The organism is Pantoea sp. JGM49, from assembly GCF_018257655.1.
GTDB lineage: Bacteria > Pseudomonadota > Gammaproteobacteria > Enterobacterales > Enterobacteriaceae > Pantoea > Pantoea communis.
The window spans coordinates 359260-385940 of record NZ_JAERJM010000001.1; the positions used below are offsets into that span (position 1 = coordinate 359260).

Consider the following 26681-nt stretch of genomic DNA (forward strand, 5'->3'; position numbering starts at 1 on the left):
TAAAGTTTCATAAAGTGCAGAGCATTATAAAAACATCTTGCGCAACAGCGCCAGTGATTTGCGCAAGTCGTGAAATGGATGCTGAATTAATCAGCATCCGAGCGCATTTAATACGATTTTAAAGCCGCAATCAGGCGATCCAGCCCGTCATCCAGCTTGCTGCGTGGACAACCCGCGTTGAGGCGCAGATAACCGCGGCTGGCATCACCGTAAGTCGAACCCGGCATGATCGCCACCTTGTACTGATGAATCAGCTGCTGTTGCAGTGCCTGCTCATCAATACCGAGCGGAGTGAGATCAATCCATGCCAGATAGGTGGCGGCAGGGGGCTGCCAGCTCAGCGCAGGAAACGCGGCATTCAGTCGTTGCGCGATGTGCTGCATATTCGCCTGCAAATAATCGCGCAGTGCATCCAGCCAGGCTGAACCTTCACGATACGCGGCAATGGTCGCCGTGACGGCCATCACCGCCGGTGACGATAAACCATCCTGCTGCTTCAGTGCGTGGAACCACGCCTGGCGATCGGCATCATGCGGAATAATGCCCCACGCGCCGGTCAACGCCGGAATGTTGAAACTCTTTGATGCCGACGTGAATAACGCCCAGGGAGATTGCGCCACCTGGCTCCACGGGATGTGCTGTGCGTCGCCCAACACCATATCCATATGGATCTCATCGCTGATCACTTTCACATCGTGACGCGCACAGAGCGCGGCCATTTGCTGCAACTCCTCACGCTGCCACACTTTACCGGTAGGATTGTGCGGGCTGCACAGCAGCATCACTTTGCAATCGGGTCGCGCCAGCAGCGGTTCCAACTGCGCCATATCACACTGCCAGTCATTACCCTGGCGCTGTAGCGGCAGTTCCAGCACGCGGCGCTGATTACCGTTGATGGTGTGATAAAACGCATCGTAGGCGGGCGTATGAATCAGCACTTCATCGCCGGGTTTGGTCCAGTGGCGCAGCAATTGCGCCACCATGTAAATCACCGACGGGCCGTAAACCAGCGATTGCGCCTCAACCTCTGTGGCAAAACGATTCTTCATCCAGTGTTGAATGCCTGAGGTAAAGTCCTTGTGCTGCCAGCGGCTGTAGCCCAATACGCCATGGTTTAACCGCTGTTGCAGGGCCTCAATGATGCAGGGCGCCGTGGCAAAATCCATATCGGAGATGGTGAAGGGCAATAAGCCCTCCACACCAAAACGGTCCGCCACGAAATCCCACTGCGTGCACCAGCTGCCGTGGCGATCCACGGCCTGGTCGAAATCAAACCTCTGCATCATGACACCGTCGCGCTCATCAGGTGTGCCATTTCATCTTTCACCGACTGCACCTGCGGACCGATCACTACTTGCAAACTGGTTTGGTTGAGATGCACCACACCAATTGCGCCATTGGCTTTCAGTGCGGCATCGTTCACTTTGCTCATGTCCGCAATGGTAAGACGCAGGCGCGTCAGGCAGTTATCCAGCGAGGTGATATTTTCCACACCGCCCAGAGCCGCCAGAATCGCCGGGGTGTTGTAGCCTGATTTCCCCACGCCTGCGCGGCTGACCTGCTGTTCCACGCTGCTGGTTTCTGCTTCGCGACCCGGTGTTTTGATATTGAAGCGGGTAATAGCAAAACGGAAGATGGCGTAGTAGCCCACGAACCACACTGCCGCAATCACCGGCACCCAATACCATTTGGTAGAGAGGCCGTGCAGCACGCCGAACACGAAGAAGTCGATAACGTTGCCGTCGGTGTTACCGATGGTCACGCCGAGTATCGCCATCACGGTGAAGCCCAGCCCCGTCAACAGGGCGTGGATCAAATACAGTACCGGAGCCACGAACAGGAACAGGAATTCGATCGGTTCAGTAGTCCCGCCGACCACGCAAGCCACCACACCCGAAATCAGCAGCCCTTTAATTTTGTGACGATTTTCAGGACGTGCGCAGTGATAAATCGCCAGTGCGGCACCCGGCAAACCACCGAGGAAGGCCGGCATTTTGCCTTGCGACAGGAAACGCGTGGCGCTTTCCGCAAAGCCGTGGGTATCCGGGCAAGCCAGCTGCGCCTGGAAGATGGTGAGGGCACCGCTGACGCTCTTTCCACAGACGTCGAGCGTGCCGCCCGCATCGGTGAAGCGAATAATTGCCACCAGAATATGTTGCAGACCAAACGGCAGCAGCAGACGTTCGCCGGTGCCGAAGATCATCGGGCCAAATTCACCCGCACTGTTGATCATCCAGCCGAGGCCGGTGATGGCGCGCGCAAAGAATGGCCAAATCAGAGGCACCACCAAGCCGAGTAAGCCCATCACCACGGTGGTGACAATCGGCACAAAGCGCGTACCGCCGAAGAAGGCCAGCGCATCCGGCAGACGGATATTGTGGAAGCGTTCATGCAGCCAGAACACCACCACACCAACAATCACCGCGCCGAGAATACCGGTGTCGATCGACTGAATGCCAAGGATGTTTTGTACGTTGTTGGCTTTTAGCACCGCTGCGTCGGTGGTTGGCAGAATGCCATTGATATTGAGCCAGAAGTTCACGCTCAGGTTTAGCACTGCGTAGCCGACAAAACCGGCAAATGCAGCGACGCCTTTGTTCTCCCGCGCCATGCCCAGTGGAATCGCAATCGCGAACATCACCGGCAGATAACTGAAGGCAAATGAACCCAGCTTCGCCATCCAGATAAACAGATATTGCAGGAACGGCTGATCGAGCATCGGAATCAGCGTCAGCACATCGTGGCTGCTCAGTGAACTACCGATCCCGAGCAAAATGCCGCAGAACGACAGCAGGGCAACGGGCAACATAAAGGTTTTACCCAGACTCTGGAAAAATTCCCAAAGTGACATTTTGGGTCGGCTGGCGGACATAGTCTCTCCTGGTTAAAAAGCGGCAAATTATCAAAATGGTAAAGAATGATAAAACGTTTTACCAAGCAGTTTTGTGGCTATAGTCACAAAGCGTGACTAATCCCAGGCTTTATTTTTGCGTGAATCAGTGTAACGATTTACCTCTTTGTTTCTTCATCAGTTGTTGGAAACGGAACCGGATGTCACAGCCTAAAACCACTATTCACGATGTCGCGCAGGCGGCTGGCGTATCGGTATCGACAGTCTCTCTGGTGCTGTCCGGTAAAGGACGTATCTCTTCCGCCACGGCCGAGCGGGTTAATCAGGCGATTGAACAGTTGGGTTACGTACGTAACCGTTCAGCTTCCATCCTGCGTGGCGGTGAGAGTGGTGTCATAGGTTTGATTGTGCGCGATCTCAGCCAGCCGTTTTATGCGGCGATGACGTCGGGGCTGAGTGAAGTGCTGGAGCAGCAGGGAAAAGTGTTGGTTCTGACGCAAAGCGGACAACACGGGCAGCATCTGCAACGCTGCTTCGATTCCCTGGCCGCACAGGGCGCGGATGGCATTGTGTTGGGTGGTGCCGTTGCGCAGGCGGATACGCTGGTCGCGCAGGCGCATGAGCAACAGATTGCACTCATTTGCGCCGCGCGGGCCAGTAGCCTCGATAAGGTCGATTCCTTGCGTCCGGATAACAGCCAGGCGGCGCGCATCGCCACCGAATATCTGATCCGTCAGGGGCATCAGCGTATCGCGTGGGTCGGCGGATTGGGTTCTTCTCTAACGCGCGCGGAACGTATTGGCGGCTATTGTGCGACCCTGTTGCAATACGGTTTACCGTTTCGTCCAGACTGGATCATTGAGTGCGACGATCGGCAGCAGAGCGTATCGGCATTGACGCAGGACCTGCTGCATCACCATCCGCGCATCACCGCTATCATTGCCCATAACGCCAGTACCACGCTCGGCTGCTATTTTGGTGCGATCCACAGCGGACGCTCGCTGGGCGAAGATGCGGTGGACAGCTACTTCACGCAAAAGTTGGCGCTGGTCGGCTTTAATGACGATCCGCTACGCGAGTCGTATGACTCCTCGCTAACGTTTGTCAGTAGTGAAGCGCGTGATGTGGGAAGGCGAGCGGGGGAAAGGATGCTGCAACGACTGGCGAAACCGGATGCGGAAGTGCAAACGCTGATTGTGCCGCCGCAGTTGGTGCGGGGCGTTTAGCGGCGCGATAGCTCGCGCCGCGGGTATATCGCTGTTACTCAGGCATCCCTTCGCTGGTCTGCGCGCCCAGCATATAGCGTGACAGGAACTGCTCCAGTGACATCTTGTCGCCGTTCATAGTCACCTGACCGTTGCCATATTGCAGGCTGGTGGTGATGTTATCATCCTGCTGCTGCGTCAGACGGAACATCTGGCCCATTGCCGCCAGACCTTTCACCTGCTGATCCGCCAGCTTCTGCGCATCGTCGCTCTGATAACCTTCAGCCAGCCCCACATGACGCATCGCTTCGGTAGCCATTGGCATATTGATGTTCAGTTTGCCATCCAGGGTTTTCAGCACGCGATCCACTGCTGCGCCCAACGTCTGCGCTTCACCGGTGACGGTAGCGGGATCGTTAAAGCCGATGCTGAGGTTAAAGGTACTTTCCCCTTTATCGTTTTTCCAGCTCAGCGGCGCGATGCTGACGGTCGGTGAACCCTTCAGCAGCGTCGGCAGGTTATTCTTCAGGATGGTCTGCACGCTAGCCTGATAGCGGACGGGATCCTCGACTAAACCTGGCTGGTTCAGCAGTGCCTGCATCTGCGCGTTGTAGCTGTCCGAGAAGGTTTTCACCGCTTGCGCATCAAACTGCGCAAACTTCATCGCCAGCTTAGCTTCGCCGAACGGCTGCTTCTGCAGGCTGATGTTGCCGACGTTCATATTCAGATCGCCGCCGATTTTGCCATCTTTATTATCGAAGGAGGATTGGGTGTCCAGCTTCTGCAATGACAAACCTTCCTGACCGTTAATGCTGGCGTCGAGTTTATCCAGGCTGATGGACTGATCGCCCACGCGCACGCCTTCCGGGCTGAGATGGGTATCACCCTTCAGCTTCAGGCCATTAAGGGTAAACAGCACCGGCTGCTCAACCTGGTTTTTGCTGGTAACAGCGATGCTAGAGAAATCGCCATTCAGACTGACTTTATCGCCCTTGCTGTCGGCGCTGATTTCGAGGGTGCCGCCGTTGGTGGCAAGACGATCGCCGGTCTGCGCGTTGTTATAATCCACCGCCAGCAGATCCAGTGCGGTATCAGTGGCACCGCTGTACCCGACTCGGGTATCAGCGGTCATCAGCGATTTACCGTTGGTGAGTTCAAAAAGTTTCTTCACCGCATCGGTGTTTTCCAGCTCGGTATGCACCGAAGCCATGCTCGGAATCAGGCTGCCGCGCTTCAACTGCGCAAAGGGGAAGGGACCATGGTCGATGGTTTCGTTCAGCACGATGCTTTGACCCGGCTTCAGCAGCGGGTTGTCTTCCGTCTGTGAACTGGCCTGAATCACCAGCTTAGTTTTGCTGCTGAAGATGCCGCGCTGGTAATCCTGGTAGCTAAGCGTCAGGCGAGCGTTCGGTGCATAGGCATTAAGCTGGGTGTTGGCGTTCTGCAACATCTGATCCATATGGCTTTCCAGCTGCTTGCCGGTAAACCAGGCCGCGCCTGTCCAGATCACGCCGATCGCTACAATTACACCTACGGCAACCTTGGTCTTTTTCATCGCTGAGTCGTCCTTATCCTTGGGTCCGCACGCCGCTGCTTGGGGGCGGCGGTGAAGAAAAACGCCCGCAGGCGTTTTAAAGTAATAGTTTGAAAGAATAGCAGTTAATGCTGGTATCGTCAGCCGGATCAGCTGAGCGCGTTATAAACCCGCGCCAGGCGTCCTGTACCTGCGGCATTAACCGGGGATTCATTGGCGGCAACGAAGCATGATTCACCGGGCTTCAACAGCAGTTGCTCACCTGACTTCTCAATCACCGCCTGACCTTCGATACAGAACAGCAGCGCCGCACTCTGTTGCGCTAACGGCTGTGGTGTGGGGGAAAGAGCGTGGATGGCAAAGGCAAAATCGTCCACCGGAATTGGGAAGTTCAGCGTGTCGCCCACTTGCTGAGGCTGCGTCAACAGCGTGGCAGCCGGTTTGGCCTCAAACTTCAGGTTCGCCATCAACTCTGGAATATCGATGAATTTCGGTGTCAAACCCGCGCGCAGAACGTTATCGGAATTCGCCATGACTTCGAGTGCCACCCCTTTTAAATAGGCATGCGGCGTCTCGGCAAATAGAAACATGGCTTCGCCAGGCTGCAGGGTGATGACGTTCAGCAACAAGGGCGAGAACAAGCCGGTATCGTCCGGATAATCAGCCGCAATGCTTTTGATGGTCTGCCAGGGTTCGCCACTACGCGAGTTAAGTGCAGATTTCAGCACCGCCAACGCCAGTGATTTAGGCTCGTCTTTTAACGACAGCAGGGTGGAGAACAGTTTGGCGAGGCTTGCCTCATCAGGTTTTTCGAGGAAGTGAGCGATCTGCGGATGGGCACCGGCCACCGGCTCAAGCAGTGAGACGATTTCGTGCATCTCGCGGAAGCCGTTCATCGCCTGGAATGGGGTCAGGGCATACACCAGTTCCGGCTTGTGATTCGCGTCTTTATAGTTGCGCTCAGCAGCGCCAATCGGAATACCGGCGGCATTCTCGCGCGCAAATCCCTCTTCGGCTGCGGCTTTGCTTGGGTGAACCTGAATCGATAAGGCCTGATCGGCACACAGCACCTTAAACAAAAACGGCAACTCACCAAAACGCTGTGCGACGGCCGCGCCTAAGGCTGCGGTTTGGTCATCATTGATGACATCGCGCAGGGAACGTGTTTCACCTTTGATCTCAACGGTTGACGGGCTCTTCGGATGGGCGCCCATCCACAGTTCCGCCATCGGTAATCCTTGTGGGTTCTCAATGCCGTAAAGTTCGGTCAGCGCAGTTTTGCTGCCCCAAGCGTAATTTTGCAGCGAATTGTTCATTTTTTGCATCGTTTACCCTTAATAACCGTAAGTAAATAGGCTTATTAAAGCAGAAAGTGCCATACAAAATACATCAACAAGTGCAATAAACGCGATGGGCTCGCATAATGTTAATTTCTTGTGTGTGACAATCTTGCTCGCTCAACGGCGTCGCGGGAAGACGACCTGAGCGGAAACCTCTAATCTGAGCTAAGGAGACGTAGTCATGGCAGCGAATCGCATTGAAAAAGATTCAATGGGACCGATCGAAGTACCGGCAGATAAGTTGTGGGGGGCACAAACCCAGCGTTCGCTGGAGCATTTCCGTATCTCAACCGAGAAGATGCCCGTTGCACTGGTGCATGCTTTGGCGTTGACCAAACGCGCTGCAGCACAGGTGAACCGCGATCTCGGCCTGCTTCCGGCTGAGCGTGCAGAAGCGATTCTGAAAGCGGCTGACGAAGTGCTGGCTGATAAACACAGTGAAGAGTTTCCGCTGGCCATCTGGCAGACCGGTTCCGGTACCCAGACCAACATGAACATGAACGAAGTGCTGGCCAACCGCGCCAGTGAAATTCTCGGCGGCGAGCGTGGCATGTCGCGTTTGGTGCACCCAAACGACGACGTCAATAAGAGCCAAAGCTCCAACGATGTGTTCCCCACCGCCATGCACGTGGCCGCGGTCATCGCCGTGCGGGAGCAGCTGATTCCGCAGATTCATGTGCTGAAAAAGACCCTGAGCGAGAAGTCTGAAGCCTTTAAAGACATCGTGAAGATTGGTCGTACCCACCTGCAAGATGCCACGCCATTGACGCTGGGCCAGGAAATTTCTGGCTGGGTGGCAATGCTGGAACATAACCTCAAGCACATCGAACACAGCATTCCACACGTGGCCGAACTGGCACTGGGTGGCACCGCCGTAGGCACCGGTTTAAACACCCATCCCGAGTATGCGTTGCGCGTGGCGAAAGCGCTGGCCGATCTGACACAGCAACCGTTTGTGACTGCGCCGAATAAATTTGAAGCGCTGGCAACCTGTGATGCGCTGGTGCATGCACATGGCGCATTGAAAGGTCTGGCGGCTTCACTGATGAAGATCGCTAACGACGTGCGCTGGCTGGCATCGGGTCCGCGTTGTGGTATTGGCGAACTTGCCATTCCAGAGAACGAACCGGGCAGCTCCATCATGCCAGGTAAAGTGAACCCAACCCAGTGCGAAGCATTGACCATGCTGTGCTGCCAGGTGATGGGTAACGATGTTGCGGTGAATATTGGTGGTGCTTCGGGCAACTTTGAGTTGAACGTGTTCCGTCCAATGGTGATCCACAACTTCCTGCAGTCCATTCGCTTGCTGGCCGACGGGATGGACAGCTTCAACCATCACTGTGCAGTGGGCATCGAACCGGTGCGCGAGCGTATCGATCAGTTGCTGAACGAGTCGCTGATGCTGGTGACGGCGCTGAATACCCATATCGGTTATGACAAAGCGGCGGAAATCGCCAAGAAAGCCCATAAAGAAGGGCTGACTCTGAAAGGCTCGGCGCTGAAGCTCGGTTATCTGACTGAAGAGCAGTTTGACGAGTGGGTACGTCCTGAAGAGATGGTTGGCAGCATGAAGCAGTAATTATTGCGATAACTGAGGGGTAATGCCGCTCGGTTCAGCGATGATTGGCGATGACAGAGGCGGCCTGAGGGCCGCTTCTTCATTAAAGCTTGTCACTCCACAAGTGCAGCCGTGGGATGACCAGATGCAGCGGCTGCGCTAGCGGCTTATGACGATGCGTGACGTTATCGGCATCGTAGTCCAGCAATTCCCCTAGAATCGGTACCTGAGTTTTATCCCGACACAGCACCAGCAGCGGTGAAGGGCAGGCGAGTTGCACCTGCTTCTTATTACTGGCGCGCCAGACGCGGGCAATCGGTTGGACCTTAACCGGGCGCTTGATCTTCAGTTTGGCATCGACGGGCAGTGACAAAATCATCTCCAGTTCTTGCTGCACCTTCTCGGCCCACTGTTCGCGCGTCCAGGGCGCTTGCGCACGGTTTGCCTTTAGGCTGCGTTCCAGCTGCTCGACCACGGCTTCACGCGTGAGGTTTTTAATGATGTTCTTGTTGGCCCAGCCAAAGCGCAGGCTATCCGGCGCGTGCAGCAGGGTCACACTGCGATAGGCGTTCAGGGTGATTAAACCGCGCAAATGCTGGTGAACAAATTCAAAGCGCGCCTCACTCGGCAGCCCCGACTCCACGGTAATCAGGTGTTCCAGGCGCAGCTTAAGGGCATTGATATCGGCCACCTGCTGACTGATGTGCTCGCTGACGGCTTCATCCGCTTCTATACAGATGGCGCCAGGCAAACGCACCGCAGCCTTGGTGCTGAGTTTTTCCGACTGATGCTGCATAAACAGACGACAGTAGTGAGCCAGCGCCATGTCTCGCGCTTTCTGCCCGAGATGTTGAGTCACTGCGATACGCTCAATTTCATCATTCTCGTGGCCTTTCTCGATTTCGGGCAAGCTGAATGCGCGCGCGATCAGCAACGGCTGCTGTTCGACTTGCTGGCGCAGGCTACTTAAACCGCGTTCCAGTGCGTTGACGCACTCGTGCAAATCAGCCACTAGATCATAGCGAGACATGTTACGCTCCATAGTTACAACATACCATTTACCTTATCGTATTTGGTGCCAATCTTCCACTCTGAAACGTGATTTCGCTAAGCAGGGCACACAAACATTTTTCCAGCAGGATGAACATGTTATAACAATGCTTTGCCTGCTAACGGAAACCTGTCATGGAGCATCACCCTAAACCTGCGGTTCCTGCCATTGTGACACTGGGAGGCGTTCAAATCCTTTCGTGGGGCGGTTCGTTTTATCTTATGGCCGTGATGGCGAATCCGATCGTTGCGGAAACCGGCTGGTCGCAGCAGTGGGTGTATGGCGCATTATCCTTAGGTATTTTGGTTTCTGGCCTGCTAGCCCCCTTAAGTGGCCGCCTGATTGCGGGCAGCTATGGGCGCGTGCTGCTGGCGTCGAGCGGGGCGGTGATGGCGCTGGGCCTGGTGATCATGGGATTCAGTCACCATTTGCTGCTGTTTCTGTTTGCCTGGCTGATTATCGGCATCGGAATGGCGATGGGTTTATATGACGCCCTGTTTGCCACCCTCGGAACGCTTTATGGTGGACAGGCTCGTGGCGCGATTACCGGCATTACCTTAATCTCCGGCTTTTGCACCACGCTGGTGTGGCCGGGGATTGCGCTGCTGATTCACTGGCTTGACTGGCGCGGCGCCTGTTTCGCCATTGCCGCGCTGTTATGTCTCACCGTGTTGCCAGCCTACTGGTATGCACTGCCTGCGCCGATTAAACCCATCGTGAAAACGGCGAAAAAGCAGCATAACGCCAGTGGTGAGTTGGCACCGGCGCTATTCTGGCTGCTATGCAGCATTTTTACCCTTGCTTCAGTGATCATGACCGCTATTTCGGTGCAGTTGATTAGTCTATTACAAGCCAGCGGCCACTCATTGACCGCCGCCTTAGCCATCAGCGCGATTCTGGGTCCTTGTCAGGTTGGGTCACGTATTGTGGATATCGCGTTCAAACGGGGACATCCGATCTGGACGACGTTTTTCTCGGTAGGACTGGTGGCCATCGGATTGTTGTTGTTGACCTTGTTTCCGCAGTTCGCGCTGGTCAGTATGGTGCTATACGGTGCTGGAAACGGTTTGCGGGCGATAGTGCGGGGAACTTTACCGCTGGTCATGGTCAAACCAGAGGCCTACGCCATTGTGGTAGGGCGCATGGCGCGTCCGGCTCTGATTGGTCAGGCATTAACGCCGCTGGTAGGGGGATATGTTTTTCAGCAGCTCGGGGCGAATGCCACATTGTGGCTGTTGTGCCTGTTGGCGTTAGTGAATGTGGTGCTGGTGGGCGTGCTAAAGCAAAAATTGCCCGCGCCCAATCCGCAACCGCAGAAGGGAGCCGTAAACTAAGCAGCCTGTGCGCTTCTGCCTGATCAAATGATGAATACGTGCCTTGATCACAGCAGCTCGCTTCTAAAAAGCAACAGTGTTTGTTATATTTATTGCTCATTGATTACTCACTGCCGCGGCAAAAAAACAATAAGATAAACCGCAACTCAGGATACAGAAATGCTTGATTACCGCTTCCCGACAGCTTTGCAGATGGTTTTGAGCGTAGCGATGGCGGAGCAACTGGGCAAACGCTCGACCAGTGCTATTTTGGCGTATGGTCTTGAAGCGAACCCCAGTTTCATTCGGAAACTGATGGTTCCGTTAACTCGCGATGGCATCATTGTCTCTACGCTTGGCCGTACTGGTTCGATTCACCTCGGGCGTCCGGCCGCAGAGATCACGCTGCGCGATATTTATACCTCTGTGATTGAAGACAAAAAGCTCTGGGCTTCACGCCCTGATGTCGCACCGCGTTGTCTGGTGAGTGCCAACCTGTGCTGGTACTTCAAATCGATTGCTGAAGAGGCGGAAGAAGCCTCGTTGAAAGTGCTGGAGACGCGTACGGTGGCTGACGCACTGGCTGAGCTGAAAAAACACGACACCAGTAGCTGCGATGAACTGCCCGATCTCGAAATCGAAGACCTTTGTAAAAAATCCCGCTGATATCAGTAAAACAGTTACCGGGCATACGCCCGGTAACTGACACTGTTACTTAGACATCCCGTCCTTAGACATCTCATCCTTCGCCATACCGTCTTTAGCCATGCCATCTTTCTTCATGCTGTCATGTTTCTTCATCGGTTTTTTCATGTGGTCTTTTTTCATGCCGTCGTGCGACATACCGCTTTCATTCTGCATACCATCTTTGGCCATATTGTCAGCAGCATAAGCGCCAGAGAAAGCCATCAACAGTGCGCCAGCGAATACAGTTGCAATAATCTTTTTCATCTTCATTTCCTTACAGGGTTTTGGGGAGATTAACTGCCGCCAAACCAGTTATAGCCCTGGTCTTCCCAGTAGCCACCGGTAAAGCGGTTGGTGATTTCAATTGAAATAATATGCTTGGGGTTTTTGTAGCCCAGTTTGGTCGGAATCCGTAATTTCATGGAATAACCGTATTCCGGCGGTAATATCCGACCATCCCAACTCAGTGCTAATAAGGTTTGCGGGTGCAATGCCGTCGCCATATCAATGCTGGTGTAATAATCATCGGCACAGCGAAAGCTGACATATTTCGCTTTGGTGTCAGCCCCAATCAGTTGCAGGAAGTCGCTGAATCGAACGCCGCCCCAGCGGCCAATGGCACTCCATCCTTCTACACAAATATGGCGGGTGATTTGTTCATGCTGAGATAATTTATATAACTCAGGCAGTCGCCAGCTGCGTTTATCACGTATCAGTCCGCTCAGTTGCAACTGGTAATCATCACCGTTTACCTGCGGAATATCCTCTTCACCGTAAAAGGCATTAAACGGGAAGGGCCGCGTAATATCTTTCAGGGTATATTCTGGCGCCATTTGATAACCGCTGAATAACCATCCCTGAATACGGTCATTAAAACGTGACATGCGGCTTAAAATATTTTCGATGTCAGGATTATTGTCGATGTCGCATCCGGTGAGTAACGCCACACCGCCCGCAGTCAAGCCCATGCGCAGAAATTGACGTCGTGAATGGCCAGACATTTTTTTCGCCAGAATAGTGGTGGCGTCTTTTAACAGGGCGTCAGTTTCACTGCTGGGACGTTCAATCTTTTTAATCGTCATTTTTAGCGTCCGCGTGTCATCAATAATAATGTTTTAGGTACCAGTGCCACCATGATCAGATGGATAACAACAAAGGCACATAAAAAGGCCATGGCAAAAAAGTGAATGAAGCGAGCCGTGTCATAGCCGCCCAATACTTCTCGCAATAACGGAAATTGCACCGACTTCCACAAGACTAACCCTGAAAAGGCTAATAACATGCCATCAATGACCACCAGAAAATACGCAAATTTTTGCACCATATTATATTGGCGTAAATCGTGATGGCTAAGATGTCCTTTTAATGCAGATAGGCCATCTTTTACTAATTGAGTCATGCTTAAGGGCAGAAAACGTTGGCGAAAACGTCCGCTCAGAAGATTAAGCGTCAGATAGAGCACGCCATTACCGGCAAAAAGCCACATTGCCGCAAAATGCCATTGCAGTGCACCACCCAGCCATCCTCCCAGAGTATAGCTATTGGGAAAATCAAATGGAAATAAAGGAGACGCGTTATAAATCCGCCAGCCACTGAGAATCATTAATGTCATCGCAACGGCATTGATCCAGTGAGTCAATCTCAACCACAACGGATGAACCTTTTTATCGGGAGCACATTTCACTCTGCACCTCTGCATATTGCTATGCCGTCTGGAATGAAGAGACTTTGCGCCGATATTGATCACAGAGTCCTCACGCAGAGTTAAACAAAATGTGATAATTCAGGGGGGCAATTCTGTATAAGATTTAAAGGATGTTCATTGAGGCGGTCAACATGGCGAAGAAGATCTTAATCGTTGAAGACGATGGCAATATTGCCGAGCTGTTGCACATTCATCTGCGTGACGAGGGCTTTGATATTACGCATGCTGCGGATGGTGATAGTGGCAGTCAGCTGCTGGAAAGCCAGCGTTGGGATGCCTTGATTTTTGACATTATGTTGCCTGGTGTTGATGGGCTGGAACTGTGCCGTCGTGCACGCAATATGCCGCACTACACGCCCATTGTGATGATCAGCGCTCGCGCCAGTGAAGTGCATCGCGTACTGGGGTTGGAACTGGGCGCGGATGACTATTTGACCAAACCCTTCTCGATGCTGGAACTGGTGGCGCGCGTTAAAGCACTTTTCCGCCGCCAGGAAGCGATGAGCCAAAATTTGCGCCAGGATGCGGGAAACCTGCGTCTTGGCAGCCTGAGTATTGATCCGGTTGCCCGAGAGGTTAGGCTGGCTCAGACGTTAATTGAGCTGACGCCTCGTGAATTCGAGCTGCTCTACCATTTTGCCCGTCATCCAGGAAAGGTCTTTTCGCGACTTAGCTTGCTGAATCTGGTGTGGGGCTACCAGCACGAAGGTTATGAGCACACGGTTAACACCCATATCAACCGATTACGCCTCAAAATTGAAGCGACGCCAGCTGAGCCACGCTGGATTCTTACGGTGTGGGGACAGGGCTACAAATTCGTGGTGCCGGGTGAGGGAGATCAGGTTACATGAAACGTCTGTCACTCACTCAGCGTTTGACGCTGGTCTTTGCCCTGATGCTACTGATCAGTAGTGCGCTGATCCTGTTGATTCAGGACAACAACCGCGAGCAATACAGTGATGCCATGATGCAGAATTTATCGCGAGATCTGGCCGCTTCTATTGCCAAAAGTTGCGCATTGATGAATGCCGGAAACACCGATGCTCCGGCACTCAAGCAGCTGTTCGGCCAGATGATGTCCTACAACCCGAGCGTTGAAGTTTACCTGCTGGATGCGCAGGGACAGATTCTGGCCAATGATGCGCCAGCCGGCCATGTCCATCGCGATCGGGTCGACGTGCGTCCACTGCAAAAGTGGCTGAATGGGGCGCCACTGGTGTATGGTGAGGATCCTCGTTCACCTTCCGCGCTCAAAGTGTTCAGCGCTGCGCCTATTCTGGATGGCAACAGAACGGTGGGTTATCTCTATGTGATTTTGCAGGGGGAGAATTATCAACATCTGCAGCAGGGCGTTAAAATGTCCGTGCTGCGCAGCGCCATGCTTTGGTCGGTGGTGGTTATCGTCCTGCTTGGATTGATGGCGGGTGCAGCGGCCTATTATTGGGTCACAAGACCGGTGCGACAGCTGACACAAAAGGTGACAGCGGGTGCGGATGCGCTACAACGCCTTGCCGCGCTACCTCATTCCCCGCAACAGGATGAAGTGGCGCAGTTGCAAAACGCCTTTATCGATATGGCGCAGCGTATTGACGCTCAGGTACAAACGCTGGAGCTGAAAGACCAGCAGCGTCGTGAGTTTGTCGCCAACATTTCGCATGACTTGCGCACGCCGCTGATGTCGATTCAGGGTTATCTGGAGACGCTGGCAGTGAAAGCTGCCAGCTTGACCGAAGCGGAGCGCAGCCGATATTTACAGATTGCCCTGACGCAAAGTGAAAAGGTCGGCATGCTCGCACAGCAACTGTTTGAGTTAGCGCGGCTGGAACATGGTGTCGTCACGCCACAGTACGAACGGTTTTCGCTGCCGGATTTGGTTCAGGACGTGATACAGAAATTTGAGCTGGCGTTGGAGAAATCCCGCCTGAATTTGTCGGTTGATATCGCGTCGGGTTTGCCCATGATCGACGCGGATATGTCGATGATAGAGCGTGTTCTGACCAACCTGGTGGATAATGCCATCCGTCATACGCCGTCGGGTGGGAACATTACCCTGCGTCTGTGGCTGGAAGGGGAGAACGTGATGATGGAGCTGGAAGACAACGGCCCAGGTATCTCACCGGAAGTCAGTCAGACCCTGTTTGAACGCCCCTCCATTATCGATCCTGACCGTCGTGACAATGGTGGATTGGGGTTGGTCATCGTTCGTCGTATGTTGCAATTGCATCGCGGTGATATTGCCCTGAAACCCGCGCCGGGGGCCTGCTTCCAGCTCTTCGTTCCCTTATAAAAAAGGCGGCCATCTCTGGCCGCCGCAATTTAACCTAAAACAGATTTACACCGTCTGCACTTCCGCTTCCGGCTGCTTTCGCGTCACCAGTTTACGTAACGTCACATAGAACACCGGCGTCAGGAACAGACCAAACAGCGTCACGCCCAGCATGCCCGAGAACACGGTAATCCCAGTGACACCACGCACTTCGGCACCGGCACCTTCACCCAGAATTAGCGGAACGGTACCGGCAATAAAGGCAATCGAAGTCATCACGATCGGGCGCAGACGCAGGCGGCAGGCTTCCAGCGCCGACTCGACAATCCCTTTGCCTTGCATCTCCAGTTCACGGGCGAACTCGACAATAAGAATCGCGTTCTTACATGCCAGTCCCATCAGTACCACCAGACCAACCTGCACAAACACGTTGTTATCGCCGCCGGTGAGCCACACGCCAACCAGCGCGGACAGCATGGTGACCGGCACAATCAGGATCACCGCCAGCGGCAGCGTCCAGCTCTCATACAATGCCGCCAGTACCAGGAACGCCAGCAGTACCGCAACCGGGAAGACGATAAACGCCGTGTTGCCCTGAGTGGCTTGCTGATAGCTCAGGTCGGTCCATTCGATGTTCATGCCATTCGGCAGCACCTGGCCCGACATCGCTTCCAGCTTCTCCATTGCCTGCGCTGAAGAGAGCACGCGTGGATCGGCATCACCTATCAAGTCCGCCGCCGGATAGCCGTTATAACGAATCACCGGATCGGGGCCGTAGGTGGTGGTGATGTTGACCATACTGCCGATTGGCACCATCTCGCCCTGATTGTTACGGGTACGCAGATTGGCAATATCCTGCACGCTGTTACGGAAATCCCCGTCTGCCTGCGCCATCACACGCCAGGTACGACCAAACTTGTTGAAGTCGTTGACGTAAGAAGAACCAAGATACACCTGCAAGGTGCTAAACAGATCGGTCAGCGAAACGCCTTGCGCCTTAGCTTTATCACGATCCACCTGCACATCCAGTTGCGGCACGTTGGCCTGATACGAGGAGATCGGGAACATCATGCCGGGCGTCTGCATCACCGCACCGGAAAGGGTATTAATGGCGGTTTGCAACGCACCGTAACCTAAGCCCGCACGATCCTGCACATACAGCGAGTAACCCGAACCCTGACCCAGCCCCAGAATCGGCGGTGGCATAATCGAGAAACCAAAGCCTTGCTGGATTTTGGAGATTTTCGCGTTGATTTCAGCGTTTATCTCCGCAGCCGTACGGGTACGTTCATTAAACGGCTTCAGGCCGAAGAATACGGTGCCGGTATTCGGTGTATTGGTGAACTGCAAGGCATTCAGGCCAGGGAAGGCGACCGAATAGGCCACGCCTTCGGTGTTCATGCCGATTTCGCTCATCTTGCGAATCACTTCATCGGTACGCGCCAGTGACGAACCTTCTGGCATTTTCACGCCGCCAATCAGATACAGCTTATCCTGCGTTGGAATAAAGCCGCCCGGCACGGTGTGGAACATAAAGCCCGCGCCCGCCAGCAGTATGACGTAAACGCCAAACACCGCACCACGACGACGCAGGGTTTTGCCGACCATCGACTCGTAGCCATCCGAACTGCGCTGGAAGAAGCGGTTAAACGGACGGAAAATCCAGCCGAGTAAGCGATCAATCAGACGCGTTGGCATATCTTTCGGTGCATCATGCGACTTCAGTAGCTTGGCCGCCAGCGCCGGAGAGAGCGTCAATGAGTTAATGGCAGAGATCACCGTGGAGATGGCAATCGTCACCGCAAACTGCTTGTAGAACTGACCGGTCACACCGGACAGGAACGCCATCGGCACGAATACCGCACACAGCACTAACGCAATCGCGATAATGGGCCCCGACACTTCGCGCATCGCCTGATGCGCAGCCGCCGTCGGAGAGAGTCCCATCGCGATATTACGCTCAACGTTCTCCACTACCACAATGGCGTCATCCACCACGATCCCTATCGCCAACACCAGCCCGAACAAACTGAGGGTGTTAAGCGAGAAACCCAGCAGGTAAAGCACGCTGAACGTTCCCACCACCGAAACCGGCACGGCCAGCAACGGAATGATCGATGCACGCCAGGTCTGCAGGAACAGGATTACCACCAGCACCACCAGCACAATCGCTTCAAACAGCGTTTGCACCACGGCACGGATCGAGTCACGCACGAACACGGTTGGATCGTACGGTGCCGCCCACTGCACATCGTCCGGGAAGCGGGTGGCCAGTTCGGCCATCTTGTCACGCACGGCGTTAGACAGGTCGATGGCGTTGGCCCCCGGTGCCTGGAAGATACCGATGCCGACCGCGTCCTTGTTGTTCAACTGCGAGCGCAGGGCGTAGCTACCGGAACCCATCTCAATGCGCGCCACGTCACGCAGGCGCACCAGCGAGCCGTCATCGGCAGTTTTCAGGATGATATTGCCGAACTGTTCTTCGCTCTCCAGACGCCCTTGGGTGTTGATCGACAGCAGGAAGTCGCTGGCCTTTTTGGTCGGCTCTGCGCCCAACTGACCGGCAGACACCTGCACGTTCTGCTCCTGCATAGCGCTGACCACATCAGAAGCGGTCATGCCACGTGCGGCCACCTTATTCGGATCGAGCCAGACGCGCATCGCATACTCGCCCGCCCCGAAGATCTGAATCTGACCAACGCCTGGCAGGCGCGCCAGCTCATCTTTCACCTTCAGGGTGGCGTAGTTACGCAGATAGAGTGAGTCATACTTGCCCTTCGGCGAGAACATGTGCACCACCAGCGTTAGCGTCGGTGACATCTTCTGCGTGGTCAAACCGAGTTGACGCACCTCTTCCGGCAGGCGAGCTTCTGCCTGCGCCACACGGTTTTGCACCTGAACCTGTGCCTGGTCTGGATCGGTACCTGGACGGAAGGTCACGGTGGTGACCAGCACGCCATCCGAACCGGCCACTGACTTCATGTACATCATGTTTTCGACCCCGTTGATCGCCTCTTCCAGCGGTGTCGCCACCGAATCAGCAATCACTTTGGGGTTGGCGCCAGGATATTCTGCGCGCACCTGCACACTGGGTGGCACCACGTTGGGGTATTCACTGATCGGCAGCAGTGGTATGGCGATCAGTCCGGTGGTAAATATCAAAATCGACAGTACCGCCGCAAAGATCGGTCGGTCGATAAAAAAGCGGGAGAAATCCATAACAGGCAGTCTCGATTATTATTGAGCGGAGCGCATTGCCACCGGCTGAGCTTTCACCGGCATGCCAGGCATGAAGACTTTCTGCAGGCCATTGACGATCACTTTGTCACCCGGCTTCAAACCGGATTGCACAATGCGCAGGCCATCAGCCAGCTCGCCAGCCTGAATATCGCGACGCTCGGCTTTACCCTGCGCATCGACCACATACACGTATTTACGATCCTGATCGGTCAGCACCGCTTTATCGTCGATCAACAGCGCGTTAAACGCGGCGCTGCCGGGTAAACGCACGCGGGCAAACAGACCTGGGGTGAACTGACGTTCATGATTATCCAGCGTGGCACGCATGCGAATGGTGCCAGTGCTGGCGGTGAGTTGGTTGTCGAGGAAGTCAACGGTGCCACGATGCGGATAACCTTGCTCGCCGGTCAGCGCGATTTCCACCGGCAGCGAACCGCGATTTTGTCCCTGACGTGCCATCGCCTGATACTGCAGATAGGTGGCTTCATCGACGTCGAAATAGACGTACATACGATCCTGCGACACCAGCGTGGTCAGCACGCTGGCACTGTCACCGGCGGTCACCAGGTTACCGGTGGTGATCATCGCGCGGCTGGCACGGCCATCAATCGGGGCAGTGACGCGGGTAAAATCGAGATTCAGCTGCGCCATATCAACGGCGGCCTGCGCGGAGAGCACATTGGCCTGCGCCTGACTCGCTGCAGAACGACGCTGTTCCCACTCTTCACGGGATACCACATTGGTGCCAATCAGTTTATCGGTGCGTGCCGACTCACTGCGCGCCAGCGATGCCTGACTGCGCGCGGTCGCGAGTTCAGCTTGTGCCTGCTCTAACGTCGCGCGATAGGTGCGGTCATCAATGGTAAATAGCACCTGACCCTTTTTCACGTCATCGCCTTCGCGATAGTTAACCTGATCGATATAGCCGGAAACGCGAGGGCGCAGTTGCACACTTTGCACCGCTTCAAAGCGACCATTGAAGCTATCCCATTGGCTGACTTTTTGTTCGACCACCTGCGCGACACTCACTTCGGGCGGCGGTGGCGGGGCGTTTTGCGCCACACCCCGATCGCAAGCGGCCAGCAGGCTTCCCAGCAACATCACTCCTGACAGGCTTACTGCCCGACGAACCCCATATGTTTGCAGATGCATTGTTGTTATTCCGCGTTGGTGTGAAAAAAGAAAGGACATGTACGAAAAATCTGCAACTTTTAAGATTGCATTAAAACGCGATGAGTGTAGGCTGCTGCAAACTGCATCTGCAAGAATATCTGATACACTTTATGTGCTGTTTTGATCGATTCGTTTCAGTGGGGAAAAGCCCCTACGGCGAGTGCGGCATTTAATGCAATAATAAAACTTGCATTAAATGTCATAGTCAGTCACCCTTAAAGTGTAATTGCAACTGATACTGATACTGTTCGTTAAGGCGACGGGAGAAAATGGGATGATGAGCGACGCATTTATTCACGATCTGATCGACTGGATTGATAACAACATTGAAGCACGTCTGGATCTGGACACCGTAGCAGGGCGCGCCGGTTATTCGAAATGGCACCTGCAGCGTATGTTCAAAGAGCACACCGGCTATCCGCTGGGCGAGTACATTCGTAATAAGAAACTGAAAAAATCGGCGGACCGTTTAACGACCACCAACGAACCGATCCTTAATGTGGCGATTTCACTGGGGTTTGATTCGCAGCAGTCGTTTAATCGCAGCTTCAAACGTCAGTTCGGTGTAGCGCCAGGTGCATGGCGTCGACATGCCGTTCCTGCCGCCAGCGCGATGCAGTAACACCTCCGCCAGGGCCAGCCATGCTGGCCCGCGTTTTTCTCCGCGATAAAACTGCTATTATCGGCGTCCTGCCCTTCAGGATGTCACTATGTCAAAGAAACTCTGGATTGGATTACTCCTCGCGCTGGCCGCCACATGGGCCGGACTGAAACCGCACTTAGGCGGTAAAACCGCTGCGCACAGCGCTGACATTGCGCAACTCACCGATGCCAATACCGTCGCTCGCTGGTTACAGCAGCACCATAAACTGCCCGATTTATACCTCACCAAAAGCGAAGCCCGCCATCAGGGCTGGAACCCGAGCAAAGGCGACTTGTGCAACGTATTGCCTGGCCGGGCGATTGGTGGCGATCGTTTTAGCAATCGTGAGCAGCGTCTGCCGATGAAACAAGGGCGTCAGTGGTATGAAGCCGATGTGAATTACGACTGCGGCCACCGCGATGCCGATCGTTTGCTTTACTCTTCAGATGGGCTGATCTTTCTCACCACCGATCACTATCGCAGCTTCAAACAGGTGAACTAACCATGTTGACCCTCTCTTTTGATTTCCAGCAGTTGGCCGATCGCCAGGCGTTTTACAGTGAGTTTGTGGCGCAAAGCGGCTGCAGCGGGGAGTTTGGCTGTAATCTGGATGCGCTGTGGGATTGGCTGACGGGCGGGATTGCGTTGCCGGCTGAACTGCATTTACGTCATGTTGCACTGGCCAGTGAGGCGGAATTTGCACCGGTGCTGGCGCTGATGGAAGAGGCGGCGCAGCAGCTGCGAGGCGAGCTGCGCCTGATTCATGACTGATTACGCGTGCAGCGGCAGCAGTAGAATCGCCAGCATCTGACGGGCATTGGCGGGCAGGTCGCTGCCGCCGGTATAGCCGTTGTTTTCCACAATGACCGAATTTAATCCCACCAGCCAGTCATAGATATAATAGGCGGTATGATTGGCGGGTGCGGCTGACAAACGTGTTAAACGTTGACCTGGCGAGAAGCTCACGCTCGGCGCAGGCGGTCGGGCGAAGATGGTTTGTCCGCGATTAACGCGACTCTCAGGCCGCTCGCTCTCCGGACGCTGCAGGAAGCCGAGCCAGGCGACAAAATCACCCAACACCGTCATCGCGCGCGAGACCTGACGATCGGTCCGCGCTTCATGCGCGCTGGCCTGCGCATCCGGTTCGTTAAGCGCGCTTTGCAGCTTACTTAATACCTTCAGGCGGAAGCTGGCGGTAATCAGCTCTTCTACCAGCAATTCCATGGTCGGCTTATCCACGTTCAGCAGCGTCAGCAAACTCCGGCTTTCCGGCAACTGTCGCAGATGTTCAAGCCACAGCGCAAACACCTGCTGCGGGAATTGCTGATCGCGCTGGCCGCTGCTGTTACGCGGTTCCGCAGGGGCCACCGGTTCATCTTTAAACAGGTCAAACTCAAAGCCAATACCAAAATAGCTCTGCTCAGCCGCAGCGGTTTTCGCGCTGTGCTGCACGACAGTGCCACTGCTCTGGCTCAGCCACAGCTGACGCACCGCTTCGCGCGAAGGCTGCAAGCGCTCCAGCAGTTCGCCGTGCAGGCCAGTGCGATGTTGCAAGCATTTCAGCAAGGTATCGGAAATCGCCTGCTTGCGTGCCGCCTGTTCTGGCGTGGCAGTGGATTCGGTCCACGGTTGCAAACGCTCTACCAGCTTTTGCTGCAAAGTGCTTAATTGCTGGGCCAGACGATCACGACGTGCTTCTGGCTGCATTTCATCCTGCAACCAGCTGCCCATGCGATCGACACCGGCACGATCGAGTGCCAGCATGGATCCCCAGCTCTGTCCTGGTTGCCCGATCTGACGTTGTACGGCTTCATCAACATTAATCTGCTGCTGCTGATAGCGCGCATCGTGCGGGGTAATCGCCCAAATCAGGCGTGGCTTCTCGCCGCTGGCCGCTACGGTTTGATGGATATGCCATTCACGCAGTGCGTTAACCGCAATGTCGGTATCCTGACGCTGGCTGGCGGCGGTACAGATCAGCATAAGGTCGATGCCCTGACGCGCGGCATACAGTCCCGGCAGCAGTGCGCGTTTCTGCTCCAGCAGCGCCGCCCGCAGAGGATCGCGTTTGCGCAGCTGGGCTAAATCTTCTTGCTGACCCACGTCGGCAGGCTGGCCGGGCGCTGGCAGCTCCAGCATATCGGCTTCGTCATACAGTGCCTGACGCGGCGTTGAATTCAGCGGAACGGTGATTTCCAGCGTTAGCAACGCCAGCAGGCCCAACGGCACCTGCTGTGGTTTAGCGACACGATTGGCGACAATCGGGCAGACTTCAATCATTTCCTGCCAGTCGGCATCGTTGCTGATCAGTTTTTCCGCAGGCAGCGAGGCGTCATCGGTTAACAGGCTCAGCGGTGCCAGCAGGCGCGGTGCCTGGCGCAGCTGATGACGCAGGTGCATCAGATTACGCAGCTGTTCGTTGAGTGCCACCTGATTAGGCCACAGCAACGCAAACAGCTGAATGCGGTCATCGACGTTTAACCACGGAGCAAGTTCCACCGCCTGTGGCCAGAAGTGACGATCGAGTACCTCGGCGTGACGATGCTGGCGGCGGCTCCACGCCCACAATGTAATCAAAGCATCGCTGTCGAGGCCCGGCTGTGGCTCGTCCTGACGATGGCGCTGTAAACGCTGCAGCGCGGCATCGATCACCGCACTGTCTGGCTGTGCTTCGATTTTGGCACAGGCCAGCACCAGACGAATCAGCTCCACGTCATTGAGCAGCGTCATCTCCAGTGGCCAGGCGCTGGACTGGGTTTCACGCTGGTGGCTGAAGCGGGTGGCAATGGCAAAATCGAGATTGCCGGGATTAATGTTCTGGAAATGGTTCACAATTCTATCGCCCAGACGCGCCATCAGTTGGCCCTGCGCATCGCCCACCATTTCACTCAACAGCCAGGCTTTGCCCGCCTGTGACTGGCCAAACATCGCCAGCGTCACCGGACGTCCCAGTTGACGCGCCAGCGCATGACTTTCCACGCGCGCGCGGCGCAGTTGCAGCCGCAGCGTATCCGCTTCCAGTGCCAGACGCGGTGCCTGCGCCTGATGGGTTTCAATCCAGTTCAGTGCGCCGTCCAGCGTCTCCTGCATTAGGCTCAGACGTTTGGCGGGCGTAACAGAGGTGGCTCTCTTGGCAGTTCTCATCGTTTGCAGACGCTCCCGCTGTCAATCCAATACTGCGCGTTGGCATTGCCGGTCGCAGACAGCGTATTCAGTTTCAGACTCAGTTGTTCAAGCGGCACGCGAGTGCCGTCATCCATGCGGGCATCGCTCAGCACCAGACGCTCCGGACCAAAGTTGTCCGGCCCCGGCTGTACCGCCAGCTTGATACGCAGGATGCTTTCGCCGGCGACTTTACGTGCCAGATGCGGATCGGTGATGCTCAGACTGTACAGCGGTGAAGCTGGCCAGCGGTCATTATCCAGCTGACGGAAACCGAGGCAGACGTTGCCGCGAATGCGGAAGCTGCTTTTACGATCCAGTGCAAAATCCCCTTTGTCGAGGTCGATCTCGCTGTAACACAGGTTGTCATCGCTCAGCGTGGCCGTTTCATCCAGCACGCCGAGATAGCGAATGGTGGAGTAAGGCTCGAAATCACCCGCACGGAACCAGAAGCTGCTGAGACGCAGATCGAGCGCCAGCAGGCACAGCATCGCGCCGACGGCAGCAGTGGATTTCGGGTTATCAATGCGGCCTTGTTTGTTGAACGGATACCAGTCGCTGGTGTGATAGCCTTCCAGCGACAAAATACGGCTGCCCGGCAGCGGCTGCAGATGGCGTACCAGTGCCTGAATGCCGGGGAAGCGCGAAGGACGGCCGGTTAACAGCAGTACATCGCACTGATACAGCGACACCACTTCGCACATGGCACGCAGGGCCGGGATGATCGCCATGCGATGCTGCAGGAACTCACCGTGCAGCTGCGCCATGCTGACCACCAAAGGCACATCCAGCAGATCGAAGCGGTTGTCGCCGCCCAGCGTGCGCTGAATCTCACCGTTAACAAACGCCAGCACGCTGCTGGCCGGTTTTTGTGGCACCAGCTCACCGAACAGCGCATTGATTTCGCTGTGGCTGTCGAGCGGATCCCAATTTTCGTAGCGTTCCAGCACGGCCTGCGCCAGCGGGATGAACAGCTGCAGGGTGACTTGCTGACGCAGCGTGGCTTGCCCATCCATGCGGCTGTCGTGACCAAACAGCTTGTTCATCAGCGGTTCAGCCAGCGTCAGCCCAGCCTTCTGCAGACTTTGTTGCAGTGCAGGCAGAATCCAAAGCTGAATCACATCCAGCAGAATATCGTCGCCTGCGACTTTAAAGCCTTCACGGAACAGCAGGCGCGGGGTGATTTTAACGTTGTTACCCTGGCCGTCATCGAGACGATATTGGGTGATGGCCAGATCGGTGGTGCCGCCGCCAATATCGATAGAAGCGATGCGCAGGCTTTTACCCGGTACTTCGTCGACTTCACGTGGACGATCCGGACGCGCCATGCTGCTGAAGAAATCTTCCGCACGCCCGGCAAAGTTCACCTGGGTTTCATTGAACAGCCACACCATTTGTCCGCAGGTGGCTTCATCCCATTCCATCTGCACATCCGGCACCGGGCGCAGGCTTTTCGCCTGACTCTGCACGCTGAAATCTTCCTCAGCCGGATGCCAGCCTTCGGCTTTCCACACCAGCGCGATGGCTTCCTGCATGCGACGACGGAAAATCTCGCGTTCCGGTTTCGGCATCGCGGAAGGCAGCGTGAGGATCACATGACGCAGCTGGCGCGGAGCCTGGCTCTGCGGCATGCGCTGACGCTGTGCCACGCTGTTCATCTGCATCATCGCCTGAGCCAGCAGCTCACACAGCATAAAGGTCATCAGCGAACTGCGGCTGTAGCTGGCAGAGAACACCGGCAGGCGATCGTCTTCCGCCAGCGCGTGCAGCGGCTGGCCTTCGTCATTCAGCAACAGGGTGAAAGGCAGCGCAGTTGCCTGTGGCTCATCACTGCTGCCATGGGCGTTAAAGCGCCAGCCTGGCTGATATCGTGCTTCATCCCACAGATAGCGGCGCGGGCTGGAGAGACCGGTGCTGCCTTCGGTACCCGCGCGCAGCAGGGCAAGGCGGCTGGCTTCACGGCCAACGCGCGTCAGCGATGGCCACATAAAGGCGTTTTCGCGGCCGCTTTCCAGTGAGAAGTTTGCTTTACCAAAGCGGGTTTCTGCGAATTCGAGACGGCTGTCAAACAGCTCGTTGTAGACCTGATGTGGCTCAGAAAGGTCGCGCAGTTGCAGTTCGTAAGTCTGGCGCAGACCGTTGCTCTCTTCAGCGTGGTCTTCCACCAGAATGCCGCAGGTGTGCGAGTTGCCAACGTCGAGGATGATATCGACATTCACCGCCGGGGTTTGCAGCGAGGTGGCCTGAATGTAGATCTCGGCCAGATCCAACTGCTCACCCAGCAGCTCCAGCAGGTTGAGATAGTGTGCCTGATACTCAAACTCACGCAGCGCCTGATTCAGCTCCTGCTCGCGGCGAGATTCCAGCGCGTTGACCTGCTGAGTAAAGGTTTCACGCAGCCAGCCATCCACCCAGGTGTGGTCCAGAAACTCACCCAGTTCATAGTTGTGCCAGGCAAGGGCGAAACTCACGCCGTTTTGCGCATCGGCTTTGCTCAGACCGTGCTGTTCGCCGCCGTCCTGTTCCGGCACGATACGGGTGTCAAACGCCAGCGTAATGCGATGGGTGTTACCTGCGGCATCGGGCTGTGCCAGCGGTGCCAGGTGCAGGCGTGCCCAGTTATCCGGGCCGCCAATAAAACGGCGACCGCTGGTGCAGCGCAGCACCGGCAGCGGCAGCCACTGGTGTGCCAGCAGCGTTAACGAATCTGCCAGTGCAATGTCCGACTCGGGACGTACCACCTCTGCTGCACCGCCATCTTCGGGATAGAGCAAAAATTTGCCGCTGTTACCGTCCACGTTCAGACGCAGCAGCGGACCGTTAGCGGTTTGACGAACGAACTGGCGGCGCGCCTGCAAGGCAGGCAGACGTAAGCCAAAATCGAGAAACTGCACACCGCTATCTTCAATCAGCGTGATTTTTTGTTTGTCATCGATGAGGGGAGCCAACATGT

The 26681-nt window shown here is 55.4% G+C and carries 21 protein-coding genes; 9 read left to right on the forward strand and 12 right to left on the reverse strand.

All coding sequences use genetic code 11. The annotated features are described in order from the left end of the window. Positions 1–107 precede the first annotated feature (107 nt). Entirely contained in the window at positions 108–1286 is a 1179-nt protein-coding gene (locus JK231_RS01865) for a MalY/PatB family protein (RefSeq protein WP_211727856.1), read from the reverse strand. After that, on the reverse strand, positions 1283–2872 hold the full coding sequence (gene malX, locus JK231_RS01870) for a maltose/glucose-specific PTS transporter subunit IIBC (RefSeq protein WP_097117231.1): 1590 nt from the start codon (positions 2870–2872) through the stop codon (positions 1283–1285). The genes JK231_RS01865 and malX overlap by 4 nt, the downstream gene beginning before the upstream one ends. A 179-nt stretch (positions 2873–3051) precedes the next feature. Here malX and malI point away from each other — a divergent pair, with 179 nt between their 5' ends. After that, a complete protein-coding gene (malI, locus tag JK231_RS01875; protein ID WP_211727857.1) occupies positions 3052–4077 on the forward strand; it encodes a Mal regulon transcriptional regulator MalI in 1026 nt (341 codons plus the stop codon). A 34-nt stretch (positions 4078–4111) separates the two neighbouring features. Here malI and JK231_RS01880 read toward each other — a convergent pair whose 3' ends face one another. Then, a complete protein-coding gene (locus JK231_RS01880) occupies positions 4112–5611 on the reverse strand; it encodes a YdgA family protein (RefSeq protein WP_211727858.1) in 1500 nt (499 codons plus the stop codon). 128 nt (positions 5612–5739) lie between these two features. After that, positions 5740–6915 carry a mannose-6-phosphate isomerase gene (manA, locus tag JK231_RS01885; protein ID WP_211727859.1) on the reverse strand — a complete coding sequence of 392 codons (1176 nt, stop codon included), beginning with the start codon at positions 6913–6915 and terminating at the stop codon, positions 5740–5742. 196 nt (positions 6916–7111) lie between these two features. On the opposite strand from manA, the gene fumC reads away from it, so the two are divergent. Continuing rightward, positions 7112–8509 carry a class II fumarate hydratase gene (gene fumC, locus JK231_RS01890; protein WP_211727860.1) on the forward strand — a complete coding sequence of 466 codons (1398 nt, stop codon included), beginning with the start codon at positions 7112–7114 and terminating at the stop codon, positions 8507–8509. 82 nt (positions 8510–8591) lie between these two features. Here the strand turns inward: fumC and tus are convergent, their stop codons facing one another. Beyond that, positions 8592–9518 carry a DNA replication terminus site-binding protein gene (gene tus, locus JK231_RS01895; RefSeq protein ID WP_160832859.1) on the reverse strand — a complete coding sequence of 309 codons (927 nt, stop codon included), beginning with the start codon at positions 9516–9518 and terminating at the stop codon, positions 8592–8594. Between the two features lie 155 nt (positions 9519–9673). Here tus and JK231_RS01900 point away from each other — a divergent pair, with 155 nt between their 5' ends. Both JK231_RS01900 and JK231_RS01905 read left to right on the forward strand, forming a co-directional pair. Beyond that, positions 9674–10873, forward strand: a complete 1200-nt coding sequence (locus tag JK231_RS01900) for an MFS transporter (RefSeq protein ID WP_211727861.1) — start codon at positions 9674–9676, stop codon at positions 10871–10873. 159 nt (positions 10874–11032) lie between these two features. Further along, positions 11033–11518, forward strand: coding sequence for an Rrf2 family transcriptional regulator (locus tag JK231_RS01905; protein WP_034827354.1), 486 nt, complete (start codon positions 11033–11035; stop codon positions 11516–11518). A 45-nt stretch (positions 11519–11563) separates the two neighbouring features. Here the strand turns inward: JK231_RS01905 and JK231_RS01910 are convergent, their stop codons facing one another. From JK231_RS01910 to JK231_RS01920, 3 genes are read right to left on the reverse strand one after another with little or no spacing between them, the layout of a single operon-like run. Beyond that, positions 11564–11803 carry a pentapeptide MXKDX repeat protein gene (locus JK231_RS01910; protein WP_097117224.1) on the reverse strand — a complete coding sequence of 80 codons (240 nt, stop codon included), beginning with the start codon at positions 11801–11803 and terminating at the stop codon, positions 11564–11566. Positions 11804–11832: 29 nt separating this feature from the next. Further along, on the reverse strand, positions 11833–12621 hold the full coding sequence (locus JK231_RS01915) for a molybdopterin-dependent oxidoreductase (RefSeq protein WP_211727862.1): 789 nt from the start codon (positions 12619–12621) through the stop codon (positions 11833–11835). A 2-nt stretch (positions 12622–12623) separates the two neighbouring features. Then, positions 12624–13238 carry a cytochrome b/b6 domain-containing protein gene (locus JK231_RS01920; protein ID WP_211727977.1) on the reverse strand — a complete coding sequence of 205 codons (615 nt, stop codon included), beginning with the start codon at positions 13236–13238 and terminating at the stop codon, positions 12624–12626. A 137-nt stretch (positions 13239–13375) separates the two neighbouring features. Between JK231_RS01920 and JK231_RS01925 the strand changes: the two genes are divergently transcribed. Further along, the gene (locus JK231_RS01925; protein ID WP_237449323.1) at positions 13376–14095 is read left to right on the forward strand and encodes a response regulator transcription factor; all 720 of its coding nucleotides are present in this window, start codon (positions 13376–13378) and stop codon (positions 14093–14095) included. Beyond that, positions 14092–15531: a HAMP domain-containing sensor histidine kinase gene (locus JK231_RS01930; protein ID WP_211727863.1), complete on the forward strand. Its 1440-nt coding sequence runs from the start codon at positions 14092–14094 to the stop codon at positions 15529–15531. Before JK231_RS01925 ends, JK231_RS01930 begins: the two co-directional genes overlap by 4 nt. A gap of 45 nt (positions 15532–15576) precedes the next feature. On the opposite strand, the gene oqxB is transcribed toward JK231_RS01930, so the two are convergent. Together oqxB and JK231_RS01940 are read right to left on the reverse strand one after the other, a co-directional pair. Then, positions 15577–18729: a multidrug efflux RND transporter permease subunit OqxB gene (gene oqxB / locus JK231_RS01935; RefSeq protein ID WP_211727864.1), complete on the reverse strand. Its 3153-nt coding sequence runs from the start codon at positions 18727–18729 to the stop codon at positions 15577–15579. A gap of 18 nt (positions 18730–18747) precedes the next feature. After that, a complete protein-coding gene (locus JK231_RS01940; RefSeq protein ID WP_058960001.1) occupies positions 18748–19902 on the reverse strand; it encodes an efflux RND transporter periplasmic adaptor subunit in 1155 nt (384 codons plus the stop codon). Between the two features lie 295 nt (positions 19903–20197). Between JK231_RS01940 and JK231_RS01945 the strand changes: the two genes are divergently transcribed. From JK231_RS01945 to JK231_RS01955, 3 genes are all read left to right on the forward strand, one after another. Further along, on the forward strand, positions 20198–20545 hold the full coding sequence (locus tag JK231_RS01945; protein WP_100700021.1) for a helix-turn-helix domain-containing protein: 348 nt from the start codon (positions 20198–20200) through the stop codon (positions 20543–20545). A gap of 88 nt (positions 20546–20633) precedes the next feature. Then, positions 20634–21068, forward strand: coding sequence for a ribonuclease domain-containing protein (locus JK231_RS01950; RefSeq protein ID WP_211727865.1), 435 nt, complete (start codon positions 20634–20636; stop codon positions 21066–21068). Between the two features lie 2 nt (positions 21069–21070). Continuing rightward, positions 21071–21337: a barstar family protein gene (locus JK231_RS01955; RefSeq protein WP_058959999.1), complete on the forward strand. Its 267-nt coding sequence runs from the start codon at positions 21071–21073 to the stop codon at positions 21335–21337. On the opposite strand, the gene JK231_RS01960 is transcribed toward JK231_RS01955, so the two are convergent. Both JK231_RS01960 and JK231_RS01965 read right to left on the reverse strand, forming a co-directional pair. Then, the gene (locus JK231_RS01960) at positions 21338–23710 is read right to left on the reverse strand and encodes a virulence factor SrfC family protein (RefSeq protein WP_211727866.1); all 2373 of its coding nucleotides are present in this window, start codon (positions 23708–23710) and stop codon (positions 21338–21340) included. Beyond that, positions 23707–26679, reverse strand: a complete 2973-nt coding sequence (locus JK231_RS01965; protein WP_211727867.1) for a virulence factor SrfB — start codon at positions 26677–26679, stop codon at positions 23707–23709. Before JK231_RS01965 ends, JK231_RS01960 begins: the two co-directional genes overlap by 4 nt. Positions 26680–26681: the final 2 nt, after the last annotated feature.

Bases quoted from the DNA above. Each gene is read 5' to 3' on its own strand.
- JK231_RS01865 (WP_211727856.1), bottom strand. From the start codon at position 1,286: ATGATGCAGAGGTTTGATTTCGACCAGGCCGTGGATCGCCACGGCAGC.
- malX (WP_097117231.1), bottom strand. From the start codon at position 2,872: ATGTCCGCCAGCCGACCCAAAATGTCACTTTGGGAATTTTTCCAGAGT.
- malI (WP_211727857.1), top strand. From the start codon at position 3,052: ATGTCACAGCCTAAAACCACTATTCACGATGTCGCGCAGGCGGCTGGC.
- JK231_RS01880 (WP_211727858.1), bottom strand. From the start codon at position 5,611: ATGAAAAAGACCAAGGTTGCCGTAGGTGTAATTGTAGCGATCGGCGTG.
- manA (WP_211727859.1), bottom strand. From the start codon at position 6,915: ATGCAAAAAATGAACAATTCGCTGCAAAATTACGCTTGGGGCAGCAAA.
- fumC (WP_211727860.1), top strand. From the start codon at position 7,112: ATGGCAGCGAATCGCATTGAAAAAGATTCAATGGGACCGATCGAAGTA.
- tus (WP_160832859.1), bottom strand. From the start codon at position 9,518: ATGTCTCGCTATGATCTAGTGGCTGATTTGCACGAGTGCGTCAACGCA.
- JK231_RS01900 (WP_211727861.1), top strand. From the start codon at position 9,674: ATGGAGCATCACCCTAAACCTGCGGTTCCTGCCATTGTGACACTGGGA.
- JK231_RS01905 (WP_034827354.1), top strand. From the start codon at position 11,033: ATGCTTGATTACCGCTTCCCGACAGCTTTGCAGATGGTTTTGAGCGTA.
- JK231_RS01910 (WP_097117224.1), bottom strand. From the start codon at position 11,803: ATGAAAAAGATTATTGCAACTGTATTCGCTGGCGCACTGTTGATGGCT.
- JK231_RS01915 (WP_211727862.1), bottom strand. From the start codon at position 12,621: ATGACGATTAAAAAGATTGAACGTCCCAGCAGTGAAACTGACGCCCTG.
- JK231_RS01920 (WP_211727977.1), bottom strand. From the start codon at position 13,238: ATGCAGAGGTGCAGAGTGAAATGTGCTCCCGATAAAAAGGTTCATCCG.
- JK231_RS01925 (WP_237449323.1), top strand. From the start codon at position 13,376: ATGGCGAAGAAGATCTTAATCGTTGAAGACGATGGCAATATTGCCGAG.
- JK231_RS01930 (WP_211727863.1), top strand. From the start codon at position 14,092: ATGAAACGTCTGTCACTCACTCAGCGTTTGACGCTGGTCTTTGCCCTG.
- oqxB (WP_211727864.1), bottom strand. From the start codon at position 18,729: ATGGATTTCTCCCGCTTTTTTATCGACCGACCGATCTTTGCGGCGGTA.
- JK231_RS01940 (WP_058960001.1), bottom strand. From the start codon at position 19,902: ATGCATCTGCAAACATATGGGGTTCGTCGGGCAGTAAGCCTGTCAGGA.
- JK231_RS01945 (WP_100700021.1), top strand. From the start codon at position 20,198: ATGATGAGCGACGCATTTATTCACGATCTGATCGACTGGATTGATAAC.
- JK231_RS01950 (WP_211727865.1), top strand. From the start codon at position 20,634: ATGTCAAAGAAACTCTGGATTGGATTACTCCTCGCGCTGGCCGCCACA.
- JK231_RS01955 (WP_058959999.1), top strand. From the start codon at position 21,071: ATGTTGACCCTCTCTTTTGATTTCCAGCAGTTGGCCGATCGCCAGGCG.
- JK231_RS01960 (WP_211727866.1), bottom strand. From the start codon at position 23,710: ATGAGAACTGCCAAGAGAGCCACCTCTGTTACGCCCGCCAAACGTCTG.
- JK231_RS01965 (WP_211727867.1), bottom strand. From the start codon at position 26,679: ATGTTGGCTCCCCTCATCGATGACAAACAAAAAATCACGCTGATTGAA.